The 16,041-nt window shown below is 67.3% G+C and carries 16 protein-coding genes and 1 pseudogene; 7 read left to right on the top strand and 10 right to left on the bottom strand.

Features of this window, described 5'->3' with window-relative positions; all coding sequences use genetic code 11:
• Positions 1-5: 5 nt before the first annotated feature.
• A complete protein-coding gene (locus ACPXCG_RS14060; protein WP_425792573.1) occupies positions 6-998 on the bottom strand; it encodes a hypothetical protein in 993 nt (330 codons plus the stop codon).
• 145 nt (positions 999-1,143) lie between these two features.
• On the opposite strand from ACPXCG_RS14060, the gene ACPXCG_RS14055 reads away from it, so the two are divergent.
• The gene (locus tag ACPXCG_RS14055; protein WP_425792834.1) at positions 1,144-1,971 is read left to right on the top strand and encodes a hypothetical protein; all 828 of its coding nucleotides are present in this window, start codon (positions 1,144-1,146) and stop codon (positions 1,969-1,971) included.
• Between the two features lie 166 nt (positions 1,972-2,137).
• Here the strand turns inward: ACPXCG_RS14055 and ACPXCG_RS14050 are convergent, their stop codons facing one another.
• The 4 genes from ACPXCG_RS14050 to ACPXCG_RS14035 all read right to left on the bottom strand — a co-directional run bounded on the left by ACPXCG_RS14050 (position 2,138) and on the right by ACPXCG_RS14035 (position 5,530).
• Positions 2,138-2,824 carry a response regulator gene (locus ACPXCG_RS14050; RefSeq protein WP_425792572.1) on the bottom strand — a complete coding sequence of 229 codons (687 nt, stop codon included), beginning with the start codon at positions 2,822-2,824 and terminating at the stop codon, positions 2,138-2,140.
• The gene (locus ACPXCG_RS14045) at positions 2,821-4,236 is read right to left on the bottom strand and encodes a sensor histidine kinase (RefSeq protein WP_425792571.1); all 1,416 of its coding nucleotides are present in this window, start codon (positions 4,234-4,236) and stop codon (positions 2,821-2,823) included. Before ACPXCG_RS14045 ends, ACPXCG_RS14050 begins: the two co-directional genes overlap by 4 nt.
• A 150-nt stretch (positions 4,237-4,386) precedes the next feature.
• Positions 4,387-4,719 (bottom strand): GNAT family N-acetyltransferase, encoded by a 333-nt coding sequence (locus ACPXCG_RS14040; protein WP_425792570.1) that lies wholly within the window; start codon positions 4,717-4,719, stop codon positions 4,387-4,389.
• A 64-nt stretch (positions 4,720-4,783) separates the two neighbouring features.
• Positions 4,784-5,530 carry a phosphoglyceromutase gene (locus tag ACPXCG_RS14035; protein ID WP_425792569.1) on the bottom strand — a complete coding sequence of 249 codons (747 nt, stop codon included), beginning with the start codon at positions 5,528-5,530 and terminating at the stop codon, positions 4,784-4,786.
• A gap of 79 nt (positions 5,531-5,609) precedes the next feature.
• Here ACPXCG_RS14035 and ACPXCG_RS14030 point away from each other — a divergent pair.
• A pseudogene (locus tag ACPXCG_RS14030) lies at positions 5,610-5,924 on the top strand (hypothetical protein); the annotation flags it as partial.
• A gap of 272 nt (positions 5,925-6,196) precedes the next feature.
• Here ACPXCG_RS14030 and ACPXCG_RS14025 read toward each other — a convergent pair.
• The 3 genes from ACPXCG_RS14025 to mshA all read right to left on the bottom strand — a co-directional run bounded on the left by ACPXCG_RS14025 (position 6,197) and on the right by mshA (position 9,957).
• Positions 6,197-7,801, bottom strand: coding sequence for an AMP-binding protein (locus ACPXCG_RS14025; protein WP_425792568.1), 1,605 nt, complete (start codon positions 7,799-7,801; stop codon positions 6,197-6,199).
• A 190-nt stretch (positions 7,802-7,991) separates the two neighbouring features.
• Complete coding sequence (locus ACPXCG_RS14020) at positions 7,992-8,603, bottom strand: YbjN domain-containing protein (RefSeq protein ID WP_425792567.1); 612 nt, start codon at positions 8,601-8,603, stop codon at positions 7,992-7,994.
• A 4-nt stretch (positions 8,604-8,607) separates the two neighbouring features.
• Positions 8,608-9,957 (bottom strand): D-inositol-3-phosphate glycosyltransferase, encoded by a 1,350-nt coding sequence (gene mshA, locus ACPXCG_RS14015; RefSeq protein WP_425792566.1) that lies wholly within the window; start codon positions 9,955-9,957, stop codon positions 8,608-8,610.
• 263 nt (positions 9,958-10,220) lie between these two features.
• Here mshA and ACPXCG_RS14010 point away from each other — a divergent pair, with 263 nt between their 5' ends.
• Both ACPXCG_RS14010 and ACPXCG_RS14005 read left to right on the top strand, forming a co-directional pair.
• Positions 10,221-11,510, top strand: a complete 1,290-nt coding sequence (locus tag ACPXCG_RS14010; protein WP_425792565.1) for a cytochrome P450 — start codon at positions 10,221-10,223, stop codon at positions 11,508-11,510.
• The gene (locus ACPXCG_RS14005) at positions 11,503-12,102 is read left to right on the top strand and encodes a TetR/AcrR family transcriptional regulator (RefSeq protein ID WP_425792564.1); all 600 of its coding nucleotides are present in this window, start codon (positions 11,503-11,505) and stop codon (positions 12,100-12,102) included. The genes ACPXCG_RS14010 and ACPXCG_RS14005 overlap by 8 nt, the downstream gene beginning before the upstream one ends.
• A 17-nt stretch (positions 12,103-12,119) precedes the next feature.
• Here the strand turns inward: ACPXCG_RS14005 and ACPXCG_RS14000 are convergent, their stop codons facing one another.
• Positions 12,120-12,503 carry a DUF5313 domain-containing protein gene (locus tag ACPXCG_RS14000; protein ID WP_425792563.1) on the bottom strand — a complete coding sequence of 128 codons (384 nt, stop codon included), beginning with the start codon at positions 12,501-12,503 and terminating at the stop codon, positions 12,120-12,122.
• A 242-nt stretch (positions 12,504-12,745) separates the two neighbouring features.
• Here ACPXCG_RS14000 and ACPXCG_RS13995 point away from each other — a divergent pair, with 242 nt between their 5' ends.
• From ACPXCG_RS13995 to ACPXCG_RS13985, 3 genes are read left to right on the top strand one after another with little or no spacing between them, the layout of a single operon-like run.
• Positions 12,746-13,681: a metal ABC transporter solute-binding protein, Zn/Mn family gene (locus ACPXCG_RS13995; RefSeq protein WP_425792562.1), complete on the top strand. Its 936-nt coding sequence runs from the start codon at positions 12,746-12,748 to the stop codon at positions 13,679-13,681.
• Between the two features lie 4 nt (positions 13,682-13,685).
• Complete coding sequence (locus tag ACPXCG_RS13990) at positions 13,686-14,600, top strand: metal ABC transporter ATP-binding protein (RefSeq protein ID WP_425792561.1); 915 nt, start codon at positions 13,686-13,688, stop codon at positions 14,598-14,600.
• Positions 14,597-15,472 (top strand): metal ABC transporter permease, encoded by an 876-nt coding sequence (locus tag ACPXCG_RS13985; RefSeq protein WP_425792560.1) that lies wholly within the window; start codon positions 14,597-14,599, stop codon positions 15,470-15,472. Before ACPXCG_RS13990 ends, ACPXCG_RS13985 begins: the two co-directional genes overlap by 4 nt.
• Before the next feature lie 16 nt (positions 15,473-15,488).
• Here ACPXCG_RS13985 and ACPXCG_RS13980 read toward each other — a convergent pair whose 3' ends face one another.
• Positions 15,489-15,995 carry a DUF2599 domain-containing protein gene (locus ACPXCG_RS13980; RefSeq protein WP_425792559.1) on the bottom strand — a complete coding sequence of 169 codons (507 nt, stop codon included), beginning with the start codon at positions 15,993-15,995 and terminating at the stop codon, positions 15,489-15,491.
• Positions 15,996-16,041 lie beyond the last annotated feature (46 nt).

Genomic DNA, 16,041 nt, shown 5'->3' with positions numbered 1-16,041 from the left:
ACCGGTCATCCAACGCCGCGGTCCACCACCCTGGTTCCCACGGCTCCGTCTCCGATGGACTCCGCCGACTCCGCCGGCTCCGAATCGAGCCGACGCAGGATGACCCCCTCGCGCAGCGCCCACGGACAGATCTCAAGTGTATCGACTGACAGCGCCCGCATGGCCGCCTCCGCCACGAGAGCGCCGGCGACCAGCTGACCTGCGCGGTCAGCGCTCACGCCCTCGAGTTCGGCACGATCGTCACGAGTCATCCGTGAGATGAACGAGATCAGCTGACGCAACCCGCTCGACGTCAGCTGCCGTTTCGCACGGGGGCCGGCACTCGACGGCGCCGCACCGGTCAGCCGAGCCAGACTCCGGAAGGTCTTGGACGTGCCGACGGCAAGATCGGGTTTGCCCGGGTCGATGAGTTCTTTCGCCGCAGGCCGCAACTCGGCGTCGAGCCAGTCCCTCAGCACCGACACCCGGCGGCGGTCCGGCGGGTCGCCGGGCAGCCACTCCCGCGTGAGCCGGCCGGCACCGAGCGGTACCGACAGCGCCACCTCGGGTTCCTCGTCGACCCCGTTGGACATCTCCAGCGACCCGCCGCCGATGTCGAGCGCGAGAATGCGGCCGGCGCTCCAGCCGTACCAACGCCGCACCGCCAACGACGTCAGGCGCGCCTCGTCGGGACCGGAGAGCACCGCGACCTGCACGCCGGTCTTCCGTGCGACCTCGGTGAGCACCTCGTCGCTGTTGCTCGCATCGCGAACCGCCGACGTCGCGAAGGCCATGATCTGCTCGCAGCCCGACGACGATGCGATGTGGGTGAACTCGTCCACCGACTCGATGAGCTTGGCTGCCGCGCGATCGGACAGGCGGCCGCGGTCGTCGATCTGCTCGGCGAGGCGCAGCACGGATTTGGTGGAACTCATCGGGGTGGGATGGCCACCGCGGTGGGCGTCGACCACCAGCAGATGAACCGTGTTGCTGCCCACGTCGAGCACTCCTAGACGCACGTCCTCAAACCCTACTGCGTCGTCGACCACGCCACACCGGAGACCCATGCAGCGGTCCGCGGCGTGGCACGTCCCCGCTCGACACGCGAAGACGGCGCCGACGGTTACCGTGGACACCATGGCCCGCACCGAAGCATCGACGCGCATGAAACCTGCGCCCGAGGTGGATCTCGACTTCCCGCGTGAATGGTACGAATTCATCGATCCCGACAATTCCGAACACGTCATCCGGGCGGACCTGACGTGGTTGCTCTCCCACTGGACATGCGTGTTCGGGACGCCGGCATGCCAGGGCATCATCGAGGGTCGCGAACACGATGGCTGCTGTAGTCACGGCGCCTATCTGTCCGACAAGGACGACCGCCGGAAACTGGCCGAGGGCGTGGCCATGCTGACTGCCGACGACTGGCAGTTCCACAAGAAGGGCTCCGGCAAGGACCCGCTCGGTCCTCGCGGTTATCTCGAAGAGGGCGACCTCGACGACGAACCCGCGCTCAAGACTCGAAAGTACAAGGGCGCCTGCATCTTTCTGAATCGACCTGGCTTCGAGGGTGGGGCCGGGTGCGCATTGCACTCGATGGCGCTGCGGCGGGGGCTCGAACCGCTCACCGTGAAGCCCGAGGTGTGCTGGCAACTCCCGATGCGTCGCGAGGAGAGCTGGGTGGAACGCCCCGACGGCACCGAGATCCTCCAGACCACCATCACCGAGTTCGACCGACGAGGCTGGGGCGAGGGCGGACACGACCTCCAGTGGTACTGCTCCGGATCGCCGGACGCGCACGTCGGCGCCACCCAGGTCTGGGAGTCCTACGGCCCGGAGCTGACCGAGCTGATCGGTCGACGCGCCTACGAGGAGTTGGCCGCCGCGTGCCGACGCCGAAACGGACTGGGCCTGATCGCGATCCACCCGGCCACCGCCGCCGCGACGACCCGGCGGGAGACCGACATCAAATACGAGATCCTGGAGGACTGAGCTGCGTCTCGAGGCCGAGACACCCACCCTTCGCGCCGACCGTGCGCAGAATTCCGCCGACCGGGTACAGTTTCTCGCCGATCGTGCGGACACGACGACGTCGTGCGCACGGTCGGCGAGATTCTGTGCACGATCGGCGGGGACGCCGAGTCCTCCCCCCGGCGGACTACGGCTCGAACTTGTAGCCCAGACCGCGGACCGTCACGAGGTGTTTGGGAGTGCCCGGGTCGGGTTCGATCTTGGACCGCAGACGCTTGACGTGGACGTCGAGGGTCTTGGTGTCACCGACGTAGTCGGCGCCCCAGACCCGGTCGATCAGCTGCCCACGGGTGAGCACTCGTCCGGCATTGCGCAGCAGGTATTCGAGGAGGTCGAACTCTTTCAGCGGCAACGTGGTCGACTGACCGTCGACCGCGACCGTGTGGCGCTCCACGTCCATCCGCACCGGCCCCTCCTCCAGCACGCCGATGGTCAGATCCTCCTCACCCCCGTCGCCGCCGCGGCGCAGAACCGCACGGATGCGCGCGATCAGTTCGCGCGCCGAGTACGGCTTGGTCACGTAGTCGTCGGCGCCCAATTCGAGTCCGACGACCTTGTCGATCTCACTGTCACGAGCGGTCACCATGATCACCGGTACCCCGGACCGTGCCCGCAGTGACTTGCAGATCTCGGTGCCCGACATGCCGGGCAGCATCACGTCGAGAAGAACGATGTCCGGGCTGACACGGTCGAACGTGGTGAGCGCCTGGGCCCCGTCGGTGACGACGCTGGCCTCGAATCCCTCTTTGCGAAGCAGGAAGGCCAATGGGTCGGCCAACGATTCCTCGTCCTCGACGATCAATACGTGCGTCACCTATGCAATTCCTTCGGTCGACTCGGATGATCCGATCCGGCGTTCGACGCCGGATCGCGGTGTGCGGGCAGGACGAGATCGTCGTCGAGAAACTCGGGGGTCAGATCCTGCGGAATGCTGAGGGTGAACGTCGATCCGGTGCCGGACTTGCTCCACAAGCCGATGGTGCCCCCGTGATTGGCGGCCACGTGCTTCACGATGGCCAGACCCAGACCGGTGCCGCCGGTGAGGCGCGACCGTGCCTTGTCCACCCGGAAAAATCTCTCGAAGACGCGCTCCTGATCGTCGGGCGCGATGCCGATGCCGCGATCGGTCACCGCCAGGGCGACCATCGGCCGTCCTTCGGTGGTGGTGATGCGACGACTGATGGAGACCGTGGTGTGGGGAGGCGAATACGCGATGGCGTTGACCACGAGATTGGACAGGGCGGTCAGCAGGAGCCTGCGGTCACCGCGCACCGTGAGTCCGGACGGCTCGTCCGCGCGCATGGTGATCGAGGCTGCTTCGGCGGTGGTCGTCGCGGTGTCGATCGCCTCGGAGACCAACTCGTCGACGTCGACCCTGGCGAACTCCGACGTCTCGCCACCCTGCAGCCGCGAGAGGGCGATGAGTTCGCTGACCATGTTGCCCATGCGATCGGATTCGACGAGCACACGACGTCCGAAGTGTTCGACGGACTCCGGGTCGTCGGAGGATTCGAGGAGGGCCTCGGCCAGCAGGCCGATCGCACCGACCGGGGTCTTCAACTCGTGCGAGACGTTGGCGACGAAGTCGCGCCGCGTCGCCTCCACCCGGGAATGTTCGGTGTCGTCGACGCCGAAGACCACGGCGTAGCGCTCGTCGTCGTGCGCGACGAGGCGCACGAGACAGCGCACCGATTCGACATTGCGCGCGGTGGTGCGCCCGGTGGAGATGAAGCCGAGCGACGACTGGGTCGGGGAGAACTCGAAACGTGCCTCCACCTCGGTGTCGAGGACTTCTTTGGCCGCATCCCATACGGCGTCGGCGAGCAGCCGGTCACGGACGACACCGAGTTCGACGGCCTGATGGTTGTAGAGGACGACGTCGCGGAATCGGTCCACCACCGCGACCGCGCTCTCGCTGTTGCGCACGATGAGGCTCAGCAGTCCGGCCTTCGTCATCCGCCCGTCGTCGGTGGTCACATCGACATCGGTGTCGCGCAGCTCGGCCGCCTCGTCCACCTCGCGCGGCGCGTGCGCGGCGTGCACCCGCGATTCGAGCAATGCCGTCGCCACTTGGGCCGAGGTCGCCTGCGGCGAACTCGTCCTGGGGGCGGAGAACGGTCTCCACGCACGGCCGGCGCTCCAGTTCCGCCCGCGCCAGCCGAGTCCGACGACCACTCCGCAGACCAGTGCGAGCGCGAAAGCCGCGACCAACAATGCAACGGTCACAATTGCAGCTTACGGCGCAACAAACGCCCACTGCACATTCCCGACCATTGTTCCGCGGCTGTTCACCCGGTGTTCGACCGTTCCGCCACACCGCCGGTAGGTGGTTGCTACGGCGGGCGTCCCGTCACCCGTGAACGTCCGGGGCGCCGATCACTGCGGTACCGGAACCGCCATGTCCGCATACTCGGGGTGCTGTGAGATGAAGCGCTGCACATACGAACAGACCGGCACCACCTGCTTGCCGGTCGCGCGGATGTCGTCGAGCACGTACCGAACGAGTTGTCCCGCATAGCCGTGACCGCTGAACTGCTCACGGACGACGGTATGGGTCAGCACCACCTGATACGGCTCCGAGACATAGTCGAGATAGCCGACCATCTCCTCGTCGCCGCTTCCGTCGGCCGCCGGATCCGCAGGCAAGATCGCTTCGTACCGCTCCTGAGCAGGGGAATGGGTGATGCGTAAGGTCCCGACATTCGCCATGGCATCCAATGTAGCGCGCGTCACACCATCGGCACCATGACGATTTTGTTACAGCTGGCCAGAGCTACTTCTGCCCTTGGGCCGCAACGGCTGCGGCGCCCGCAGCGGCGGCTTCCGGGTCCAGATAGGTCCCCCCGGGATTGAGGGGTTTCAGGTCATCGTCGAGGTCGTAGCGCAACGGATTGCCGGTCGGGATGTTGAGGCCGGCGATGTCGGCGTCGGAGATGTCGTCGAGGTACTTCACCAGTGCGCGCAGCGAGTTGCCGTGGGCGGCGACGAGCACCGTCTTGCCCGCCTTGATGTCGGTCGCGATGCTCTCGGTGAAGTACGGGATCATGCGAGCGACGACGTCCTTGAGGCATTCCGTCAGCGGCACCTCGGCGAGATCGGCATACCGCGGATCGTCGGATTGGCTGTACTCGGCGTCCCGCTCGATGGGCGGTGGCGGGGTGTCGTAGCTGCGACGCCACAGCATGAACTGTTCCTGGCCGTACTTCTCTAGGGTGTCCGCCTTGTTCAGGCCCTGCAGCGCGCCGTAGTGACGCTCGTTGAGACGCCAGTCGCGCTTGACCGGAATCCAGTGACGATCCGACTTGTCGAGCGCGATCTGCGCGGTCTGGATCGCCCGGCGCAGCACCGACGTGTAGAGAATGTCGGGCAGCAGGTCGTGTTCGACGAGCAACTCACCGGCACGGACCGCTTCGGCCTCGCCCTTCTCGGTGAGCGCCACATCGACCCAGCCGGTGAACTGGTTCGACGCGTTCCACTCGCTCTCGCCATGCCGCATCAGAATCAAGGTGCCGTTGCTCATGGGAAGAGTTTCGCATAATCAGCACGGGGTCACCCGTCCGCTCCCGAACGGCCACGAACCCGCCTCAGCACGATCAATAATGCGCAATTCGGTCAAATCGGGTCCAGCTTCTCTACAGACCGTCAGCGCGGAAACCGGCGCGCCCGGCGCCGGAGAGTCCGAACAGGCCGAACTCAGACCTGTGCTCGGATGGAAGCTGCTGCTGCTCTTCATCATCGGCGACATCCTGGGAACCGGCGTCTACGCCCTCACCGGCCAGGTGGCCGGCGAGGTCGGCGGCGCGGCCTGGGTACCGTTCCCGATCGCCTTTGCCGTGGCCACCCTCACAGCGTTCTCATACCTCGAACTCGTGACCAAATACCCGCAGGCAGCGGGTGCCGCACTCTACGTACACACGCCGCCTCGCTCCGCTCGGAGACTACTCGATCAGCGGAGGTGGGCCACTCGAAGACGTGAACCGACGGAAGCCATCCAACCAACCGCTGGTCGAGTAGCCGCGACGAAGGAGCGGCGTATCGAGACCACTTGTGCTGCAGGTGATCTCGATACGCCGCCTCGCTCCGCTCGGAGGCTACTCGATCAGCGGAAGTGGGCCACTCGATCAGCGGAAGTGGGCCACTCAATCAGCGGAAGTGGGCCACTCGATCAGCGGAGAGGGCTGTCCGGTCAGCGGCGCAGGTCCTTGCGCAGGATCTTGCCCGACGCCGACTTCGGGATCGCATCGATGAACTCGACAGCCCGAACCTTCTTGTGCGGCGCGACCTTTGCCGCGACGAACTCGATGACCTCGGCCTCGCTCAGCTCGGCGTCGGCCTGCTTCACAACGAACGCCTTCGGGATCTCCTCGCCGTCGTCGTCGTTGACGCCGATGACCGCGGTGTCGGCGATCTCGGGGTGCGTGAGCAACAGCGCCTCGAGTTCGGCCGGCGGGACCTGGTAGCCCTTGTACTTGATGAGCTCCTTGAGCCGGTCGACGATGTAGACGCATCCGGTCGGGTCGACCTGCGCCATGTCACCCGTGTGCAGGTAACCGTCGGCGTCGATGGTGTCGGCGGTGGCCTGCTCGTTGTTGAGGTAACCGAGCATGACGTTCGGGCCCTTCACCCACAGTTCCCCGGGTTCCGACAGCCCGTCCGTCGGCAGGTCGATCTCGTCGCCGGTGGCCGGGTCGACGATCTTGTTCTCGGTGTTGGGAATCGCCCAGCCGGTGGACGAGAGCGGCGGCTCGTCAAGTCCGAGAGCAGCTTTCGTATCGACCGGGATCTGGTGACTGACCGGCGACAACTCGCTCATGCCGTAGCCCTGCAGCATGTGCAGCTTCAGCCGCTTCGCGACCGCCTTGCCGAGCTCGTCGTCGAGGGGCGCGGCGCCCGACATCATGACGCCCAGCGACGACAGGTCGTAGTCGTCGACGATCGGGTGCTTCGCCAGTGCGACCGCGACCGGCGGTGCGATGTAGGCGCTGGTGACCCTGTAGGTCTGGATGTTCTCCAGGAACTCGACGAGGTCGAAGCGCGGCATGATGACCAGGCGGCCGCGGTTGTACAGGGCGGCGTTGAGCAGCACCGTCATGCCGTAGATGTGGAAGAACGGCAGCACCGCGATAACCACGTCGTCGTGGGTCATCCCCTGCAGCGGTTTGATCTGGGCGACGTTGGCCACCAGGTTGCGGTGGCTGAGTGCGACGCCCTTCGGGTTGCCGGTGGTGCCCGAACTGTAGGGCAGCGCCGCCACGTGGGTGGCCGGATCGATCGTGATGTCCGGCGCGGGCAGATTCGGCCCGAGCAGGTCGACCGCGTTCGGATGACCCGAGCTCTTCTGCCCCTCGCCGTCGAGGACGATCAGGTTCTCGTCGGCGATGCCGACCTCCTTGGCGGCCGCGGCTGCCTGCTCGAACATCGGCGAGACGGTGATGAGCATCGTCGCGTTCGCGTTCTTCAGCTGCTTGGCGATCTCCGTCGCGGTGAACAGCGCATTGATCGTCGTCGCCGTGCCGCCGGCACGCAGGATCCCGTGGAAGACCGTCGCGAAGGCAGGAGCGTTCGGCGACAGGACGCCGACCACATCTCCGACCCCGATCCCGCGAGCCGCCAGGGCGCCTGCTGCCGCATCGATCTGGCCGATCAGCCGGCGATAGGTCGTTTCGTCACCCGACTTCGGATCGACCAGGGCCACCCGGTCGAGATCCTCGTCGGCGATCGACCCGAACAAGAAGTCGTAGACACTCACGTTGGGGATCTCGACGTCGGGATAGGGACTCTTGAAGCTCATGACACCTCCGTTGGTGATTTCCGGGCGCAATCGTAGCAATACTCGTTGTCAAGTTCCGCCCTGAGGCAATGTCCGCATCGTCCGATTTCACCGCATATGGCGATTCGGGTCTGCGCAGCCACAACTCTACGAGACGACACCGGTCGTCGGGACCGCGACCACGCCCTCGGTCGGGCGGTCCGGGTCGTCGTCAGTCCAGGTCATCGGCCGAATCGCCCGACCGTTCCCCCACCGCATCGACCGACGTCACGCCCGGCTCGTAGCGGTCCGGCAGCGGCTCGCCGGGTTCGGGCAGCGACTCCTTGTCGATCAGATGCTCGAACGCGAGCAGATTGCGCAGGGACTCGCCGCGCGACACCCGCCACGCCCATTCACGTTGGATCGAGGCGAGGAAGCCTATCTCCAGGAGCGTGTTGAAGTCGCCGTCGGCGGCCTCGAGGACCTGACCGAGTACCCGGTCGAGTTCGTCGGCGCTCAGCGCGTCACCCGAGATGCGGCCGACCAGGTAGATGTCGCCCGTGTTGTCGATCGTGTACGCGACCCCGTACAGCCGTCGGTTGCGCCGGAGCAGGTACCGATAGACGCCTTCGTGGTTCTCGTCCGGGCGCCGGCACACGAACGCCTCCACCCGGACGCCGTGCGGACCCGCGGTCAGCAGCACCGTGGTCGTCAGTTTTCGCTCGCCGGGCAGTTCGAGGACGAGGTGATCGGCCTGGGCGCCGCCGGCATCCTTGCGACTGAACGAGATCTCCCGTTCGGTCAGGGCGGTTTCGAGCACTTCGACGATCTCGGCCTGATTCACTCGATCATCCTTGTCCCACGCTCATCTTGGACCGGCGCCTGCGCCAGCGCCGGGAACCGCGTCGTACCGTGGCCGCTCCGGCGGCCGCCGGGTTCCGGGTGGCGAACGACTGCATCGCGGCCGAATAACTGGAGAGCAGCTGGGTCGAGGTGTGCTCCCACGAGAACTGCTCGGCGTGCGCACGGGTGTTCTGCCGCATCGCCGCCAGGCGGTCGGGATCGGCGAGGAGCCCCCCGAGCGCGTGCGACCAGTCCTCGACGTCGTGCCCGTCCACCAACACCCCGGTCCGGCCGTCCGCCACGGCCACGCTCAGGCCTCCCACGTCGGCGGCCACCACCGGGGTGCCGCAGGCCTGCGCCTCGATGGCGACCAGCCCGAAGCTCTCCGAATAGCTCGGCACGGCAACCAGATCCGAGGCGCGATACACCTGGGCGAGCCGATCGGCGGACTGCGGCGGGAGGAAGGTGACGGAGTCGGCGATCCCCAGGTCCGCGGCCAGATCGATGAGGGCGGTGGGTTGCGCCAGGCCGGTCCCCGACGGCCCGCCGACGATGAGGACCCGGACCGGTCGCCCCTGCCTGCGCGACCGCTCGACGATCGGCGCGGCCGCCGCCAGCAGCACGTCCGGAGCCTTGAGCGGCTGGATCCGCCCGACGAAGGTCAGCACCGTCTCGTCGTCACGGAGACCGAGTTCGGCGCGCGCCCGAGCACGCGGCCCCGGCGAATAGACATCGAGATCGGCGCCGGGCGTCACCACGTCGATACGCGAGCGGTCGGCGTTGTACATCGACACCAGCTCGGTCGCCTCGGTCTGGGTGTTCACCACCATGCGATCGGCCTCGTCGACCACCTGCTGCTCGCCGATCACCCGCAGCATGGGTTCGGCGGTGTCGCCCTTCGCCAGCGACGCGTTCTTCACCGCGGCCAGTGTGTGCGCGGTGTGCACCAACGGCACTCCCCATCGGTCCCGCGCGAGCCAGCCGACCTGGCCGGACAACCAATAATGCGAGTGGATGAGGTCGTAGTAGCCGGGCTTCTGCATCGCCTCGGCGCGCAGGACGCCCGCGGTGAACGCACAGAGCTGAGCAGGCAGATCACGTTTGTCGAGACCTTCGAACGGTCCGGCCACGACGTTGCGGACGGTCACCCCCGGAGCTGCCTGCACGCTCGGCGCGTCCGACGACGACGTCGCGCGGGTGAAGATCTCGACCTCGACCCCGCGACGGGCCATCCGCGTCGCGGTCTGCCAGACGTAGACGTTCATCCCCCCGGCGTCGCCGGTACCCGGCTGCGCCAGTGGTGACGTGTGCACGGAGATGAGTGCCACGCGCCTCGGCAACGGGGGGCTGGTCATCCCTCCACCTTAGAGAAAGTCGACGGAGCCACTCGGCCCGGCCGCGTCGACGTCCCGCGCGCACCCGTCCACTCGTCGAGCGGGCGCAGCTTTCCGCCGAGCGGGCACAGAATTCAGCCGAGCGTGCGCACCGCTCCCCGGGTGCGCCCGGTGGGCGAGATTCTGCGCCCGCTCGGCGAGATTCTGCGCCCGGTCGGCGAGGTTTTGCGCCCGGTCAGCGAGCGGCGGTTGACACTTCATCCGAAGTGTCTCATCATCGAAACATGTCAACCGAAGTGTCTGAACGCGCAGAGTACGTCTTACGGTCGGGACCCTCGTGGGCGGACCCGCATCCGATGTACGCGGCGCTCCGCGAACGGTCACCGGTGCACCGCGTGGCCGCCGACGCCGGCAACGGCGCCGCAGGCGACTTCTGGGTCCTGACCCGCCACGCCGACGTCATGGCCGCGGCGAATGACACCTCGACCTTCTCCTCCGCACAGGGACTCACGGTCACCTATGGCGAGCTCGATGCCATCGGCATGGCCGACCACCCCCCGATGGTCATGCAGGACCCGCCGTCGCACACCGAGTTCCGCAAGCTGGTTGCACGCGGCTTCACCCCGCGGCAGGTCATCGAGGTGGAACCGAAGGTCCGCGAGTTCGTCACGGAGCGCCTCGACCGACTGCCCACCGATGCTCCCGCCGACATCGTCGGCGAGCTCTTCAAGCCGCTGCCGAGCATGGTGGTTGCCCACTATCTCGGTGTGCCCGAAGAGGATTGGTCCCGCTTCGACGGCTGGACCCAGGCGATCGTGGGTGCCGCATCCGGCGTCGGGGGGATGGCGGCGGCCGGCGAGTCGGCGGGCGCGGCGACCATGGAGATGCTCTCGTACTTCACCGAACTCGTCGACCACCGCAAGCGCCACCCCGCCGACGACACGGTCTCGCAGCTCGTCGCCGCGGGCCTCGCCGACGACCCCGACGATCCCGGCGGCCTGCTCTCCATCCTGGCGTTCACCTTCACCATGGTGGCCGGCGGCAACGACACGACGACCGGCCTGCTCGGCGGCAGCGTCGCGCTACTCCACCAGCACCCGGATCAACGGCGACGGCTCGTCGACGATCCGGACCTGATCCCCGGGGCCATCGACGAGTTCCTCCGCCTCACCTCGCCCGCACAGGGATTGGCGCGCACCACGACCCGCGACGTCTCCTACCCGGCGCCTGATGCGCAACGAGTGGGTCATCTGCCGCCCGATGCGCCCGACGGCACCGTCACGATCCCCGCGGGCCGCAAGGTGCTGCTCTGCTACGGGTCGGCCAACCGCGATCCCGAGGTGTACGGACCCGATGCCGACGTCCTCGACGTCACCCGCCGGCCCCGCAACATCCTCACCTTCAGTCACGGCAACCATCACTGCCTCGGCGCCGCAGCGGCTCGGATGCAGGGACGGGTCGCGCTGACCGAGCTACTCGCCCGCCATCCCGAGTTCACGGTCGATGTCGACGGGATCGTGTGGGCCGAGGGCAACTACGTTCGACGACCGACTTTCGTCCCGTTCCATGTCTGACACGCCGGCGGCCGACTGGCTTGCGCCGGAACGGGCCGAGCTCGCCGCGCAGCGCATCCTCGACATCGCCGAGCGGATGTTCGTCGAGAAAGGGGTGTCCGCGGTGACCATGCGCGACATCGCCTCGGCCACCGGATGTTCGCGTGCCACGTTGTACCGCTATTACCCCGGGAAGTCGGAAGTGCTTGCGGCCTACGTCGATCGGGCGGCCGCCGAGTTGGGGTCAGCGGTCGGTGCGGCCACCCGGCACGAGTCCGATCCGGGTGCCAGGCTGGTCGCCGCGGTGACCACCGCGGTCGGCGGAGTGCGATCGAATCCCGCACTGTCGGCGTGGTTCGTCTCCGATGCCGCTGGTCGGTCGGCGAACCTGGCACTGCTCTCGCCCGCCATCGAGGAGATCGCGGTGGGATTCCTCGGCGACATCGCGCCGGGTACCAATCCGGCCGAGCAACGCGACCGCGCGAGGTGGGTGGTGCGCGTCATCGTGTCGCTGTTGACGAGCCCCGGCGAGACCGCAGCAGAAGAGCGAGAGATGCTGCAGCGATTCGTCGTTCCGGTCGTGACGACCGGGGCACGAGGACCCGTCGACTGATCCGTCCGACGGATGCGTCACCGGCCGCGATACTTCCTCCGGTACTCGTCGTACAGGTCGGCGTTGCGCTCGCGCTCGAGTTTGTTGACCAGGTCGGGATCGAGTCCGTGCTGGCTCAACCGATGTCGCCGGTACACCCGGTTGAGTGCGATCGAGAAGAAGATGTACGGAATGATGATCGGGATCGTCATGGTCAGCCGCACCGACAGGTCGGCCGGCACGAACATCATCGGGGTGATCAGCAGCAGACAGGGGATCGCCCAGCGCACGACCATCCGAACCGTGGCGCCGGGACCCGCCAGATCATGGGCCACCCAGTCGGTCATCGACTGCGGAAGTTTCGCCCCGTAGGCGTATCGCACATACTGCAGGGCCGTCGGGGTCGTGCGTTGATCGGTCATGCGGCACCGCTACGTCGCATCCCGCTGATACGCCGACCCATGTCCGAACTCCTTGTCGCCGATGCCCCGCGGTCCGAGCGTAGTCACAGTGCCTCGCTCCGTCAGAAATTCGATAGTACACGATTAAATCGATGGCGATTCCTCGCCGCAGACCATCGTCGATCCGCCCGATTCGCCGACCGAGCCGGCGCTCACCTACACTGCTGTCGGAAACGATTGTCATTTGCGTGAGCGGAGAACAGATGAGGCGAACACTGGCTGCGACCGTGGCCCTGCTCGGCGCCGGGGCCCTGGCCCTGGCCGGGTGCTCGGGCACCGACGCCGGCAACTCGTCCGGCACACCGACGGTGGTCACCTCGACAAATGTGTGGAGTTCCGTCGCCTCGGCGGTCGCCGGCGACAAGGCCACCGTCACCTCGCTGTACACCAACTCCGAGGGCGATCCGCACGAGTTCGAGCCGTCGGCAGCCGACACCGCCGAGGTCACCGATGCCGACGTCGTCGTGTTGAACGGCGGCCACTACGACGCCTACATGGAGGACGCCGTCAAGGACTCGGAGGCGACTGCGATCAACGCCTACGACGTCCTTGCGGGCGAGAGCCACGAGGGTGGTGACGACGGCGACCACGACCACTCCGATCTGAACGAGCACGTCTTCTACGATCTTTCGGTCGCCGCGCAGGTGGCGACCCAGGTCGGTGACGCACTCGCGGCCAAGGACCCCGGCAACGCCGACACCTTCCGTGCCAACGCGAAGGCCTTCAACGAGAAGATCACCGGTCTGCGTGGGCAACTCGCCGCCATCAAGGCAGCTCACGATGGGACCAAGGTTGCGCAGACCGAGCCGCTGGCGGGCTATCTGCTCGACGAGGCAGGGCTGGTCGACGCGGCACCCGCCGGATTCACCCAGTCGGTCGAAGAGGGCCAGTCACCGTCGGCCGCCGACCGGGCCGCGATGGACGATCTGCTCACTTCGCGCACCATCGGCGCCCTCGTCTACAACACCCAGGCGGTGGACTCGGTCACCGAGAGTGTGCTGGAGACCGCCCAGAAGGCCGCCGTTCCGGTGGTGAAGTTCACCGAGACCCTGCCCGACGGCGTCACCGACTACATCGCGTGGCAGTCCGGTCAGATCCAGGCGTTGAGCGCCGCACTGGGTGAGCATGCCGCACACTGACATCATGGCTGATCCCGACCACAGGGCCGACCCAGCGGCCACGCCGACGACCGCCGTCGGGCCGGAGCCGGTGGCCACCTTCGAGCACGGACGACTCGCCTTCGGCTCGCGGGTGCTCTGGGAGGACCTGAATCTGCGCATCTCGCGCGGCGAGTTCATCGCGGTGCTCGGACCGAACGGTTCCGGCAAGACCTCGTTCCTGCGCTGCCTACTCGGCCAATACCCGCTCGACGCCGGCCGGCTCGAGGTCACCGACGCCATCGGCTATATCCCGCAGCAGCACGCCGACGACGCCGACCCGATGGCCATGCGCGGCCGCGACCTCGTCGGCTTCGGCGTGGACGGCGGCCGGTGGGGCATCGGACTGCGCGGCCGATCGCGTCGCAAGCGGCTCGTGGACGCCGCACTCGCCGAGGTCGGCGCGACCGCCTATGCCGACGCCCCGATGGGGCTGCTGTCCGGTGGCGAGCAACAACGCCTGCGGGTGGCCCAGTCGCTCACCGGCGACCCGACATTGCTGCTGTGCGACGAACCGCTGTCGAGCCTGGACCCGACGAATCAGCAGCTCGTCGTCGAACTCATCGACGAACGACGACGGAAGGCCGACACCGCTGTCGTGTTCGTGACCCACGAGCTCAACCCGATCCTCCCCTACGTCGACCGGGTGCTCTACCTGGTCGGCGGACATTTTCGGATCGGCACCCCCGACGAGGTGATGACCACCGAAACCCTCTCGAACCTCTACGGCAGCGACGTCGAGGTGTTGCGGGTCAACGGACGACTGCTGGTGATCGGCGGCGAGGACGCCCATCACTGCGAGCACCGGCCCGAGCCGACCACGTCCGCAACAGCGCCGTCCGCAACAGCGCCGTCCGCAACCCAGCCGGGCGACGACGGAGGGCGGTCCGGCCTCACATGACCGTCGCAATCCCTCAGGCGGCCGCGGAGATACAGATCAGCAGACTCTGGGATTTCAGCGAGACCGCCGAACTCCTCGGGCGTGGCTTCGTCCAGCAATCACTCATCGCGCTTGCACTCCTGGGCCTGCTCGGCGGAATCCTCGGTCCCCTCATCGTGGCCCGGCAGATGTCCTTCGCAGTCCACGGCATCAGCGAGTTGTCGGTGACGGGCGCCTCGGCTGCCCTCCTGCTCGGCATCAGCATCAACGTCGGCGGGGTGATCGGCGCGGTCGTCGTGGCCGCGGTCTTCGGCTTCATGGGCAACCGTGCGCGCGAACGCGATTCGGTGATCGGCGTGGTGATGGCCTTCGGCCTCGGCCTCGGTGTGCTGTTCCTGTCGCTCTACGGCAGCGCGCGAACAGGTTTCGCGATGTTGACCGGGCAGGTGGTGAGCGTGGGCACCGGCGGCTTGACCGCGGTCGCGATCACCGCCGTCGTGGTCGTCGTCGGCATGGCGGTGATCTATCGCCCGTTGCTGTTCGCGTCGCTCGACCCGCGGGTGGCCCGCGCGCACGGCGTGCCCATCCGGCCCCTGTCGGTGGTGTTCGCCGTGTTGATGGGCCTCGCCTGCGCCCAGGGCGTCCAGATCATCGGCGCCCTGCTGGTGATGTCGTTGCTGATCACGCCGGCCGCGGCCGCCGCTCGCCTCACCGCGAATCCGACGACGGTGCTGGTGCTGTCGGTGGTGTTCGCGGAGATCGCCGCGGTGGGCGGACTGATCCTGTCACTCGCGCCGGGTCTACCGGTTTCGGTGTTCGTCACCACGCTCTCGTTCGTGATCTATGTGGTCTGCCGGTGGGCCGGGCACCGACGGCACTTCGCGACCCGCTGATCCCCGCGCCCAGGTCTCACTCCTCCGGGCCACCCGGGTTGCATCGGGTCTCGATCATCACCTGATCGGTCACCACGGGTCGCGACGGCTCGAGGTTCCAGCTGGGTTTGTTCGGTTCGACCAGCCGCGCGAACTGCCAATGGCAATCGAACTGGGCTCGCATCCCCGGGGTGTCGGCGTCCGGTGCCTGCGCGAGGACCTCGTGCCAGGCGACATCGGCACCGCGCGGATCGTCGGTGCGCCTGCCCGACGTCGTCGGGTGCACCTGCAGGCTCGGGCCGACCGCCGTCTGCACCCACTCGACATGGTCGACGTAGGGCGGGTCGAAGACCGGTGCCGGGCTCTCGACCGCACCGGGCACCGACGTGGTCGTCGTTGTCGTCTCCGGCGCCGACACCGAATTCCCCGAGACCTCACCGGACGACCCACATCCGGACATCGCGAATGCGACGACCAGGACAGCGCAGACGATTCCGACGATGCTGCCCACGCACCGAGCGGCAGAAACCCGATCGACACCCATGAACCGAACTCTATTGGACAGTTCGACGCGCCGGCCGAACAGAGCC

Source organism: Gordonia sp. DT218 (assembly GCF_049847105.1).
Taxonomy (GTDB): Bacteria; Actinomycetota; Actinomycetes; order Mycobacteriales; family Mycobacteriaceae; genus Gordonia.
The sequence above is the reverse complement of the archived record's forward strand: the minus strand, read 5'-3'. Positions and strand labels throughout refer to the sequence as shown.

What these genes read in the sequence shown, in the direction of transcription:
- ACPXCG_RS14055 (WP_425792834.1), top strand. Translation starts at nt 1,144, where the DNA reads ATGAAACCTGCGCCCGAGGTGGATCTCGACTTCCCGCGTGAATGGTAC.
- ACPXCG_RS14040 (WP_425792570.1), bottom strand. Translation starts at nt 4,719, where the DNA reads ATGGCGAATGTCGGGACCTTACGCATCACCCATTCCCCTGCTCAGGAG.
- ACPXCG_RS14035 (WP_425792569.1), bottom strand. Translation starts at nt 5,530, where the DNA reads ATGAGCAACGGCACCTTGATTCTGATGCGGCATGGCGAGAGCGAGTGG.
- ACPXCG_RS14025 (WP_425792568.1), bottom strand. Translation starts at nt 7,801, where the DNA reads ATGAGCTTCAAGAGTCCCTATCCCGACGTCGAGATCCCCAACGTGAGT.
- mshA (WP_425792566.1), bottom strand. Translation starts at nt 9,957, where the DNA reads ATGACCAGCCCCCCGTTGCCGAGGCGCGTGGCACTCATCTCCGTGCAC.
- ACPXCG_RS14010 (WP_425792565.1), top strand. Translation starts at nt 10,221, where the DNA reads ATGTCAACCGAAGTGTCTGAACGCGCAGAGTACGTCTTACGGTCGGGA.
- ACPXCG_RS14005 (WP_425792564.1), top strand. Translation starts at nt 11,503, where the DNA reads ATGTCTGACACGCCGGCGGCCGACTGGCTTGCGCCGGAACGGGCCGAG.
- ACPXCG_RS14000 (WP_425792563.1), bottom strand. Translation starts at nt 12,503, where the DNA reads ATGACCGATCAACGCACGACCCCGACGGCCCTGCAGTATGTGCGATAC.
- ACPXCG_RS13995 (WP_425792562.1), top strand. Translation starts at nt 12,746, where the DNA reads ATGAGGCGAACACTGGCTGCGACCGTGGCCCTGCTCGGCGCCGGGGCC.
- ACPXCG_RS13990 (WP_425792561.1), top strand. Translation starts at nt 13,686, where the DNA reads ATGGCTGATCCCGACCACAGGGCCGACCCAGCGGCCACGCCGACGACC.
- ACPXCG_RS13985 (WP_425792560.1), top strand. Translation starts at nt 14,597, where the DNA reads ATGACCGTCGCAATCCCTCAGGCGGCCGCGGAGATACAGATCAGCAGA.
- ACPXCG_RS13980 (WP_425792559.1), bottom strand. Translation starts at nt 15,995, where the DNA reads ATGGGTGTCGATCGGGTTTCTGCCGCTCGGTGCGTGGGCAGCATCGTC.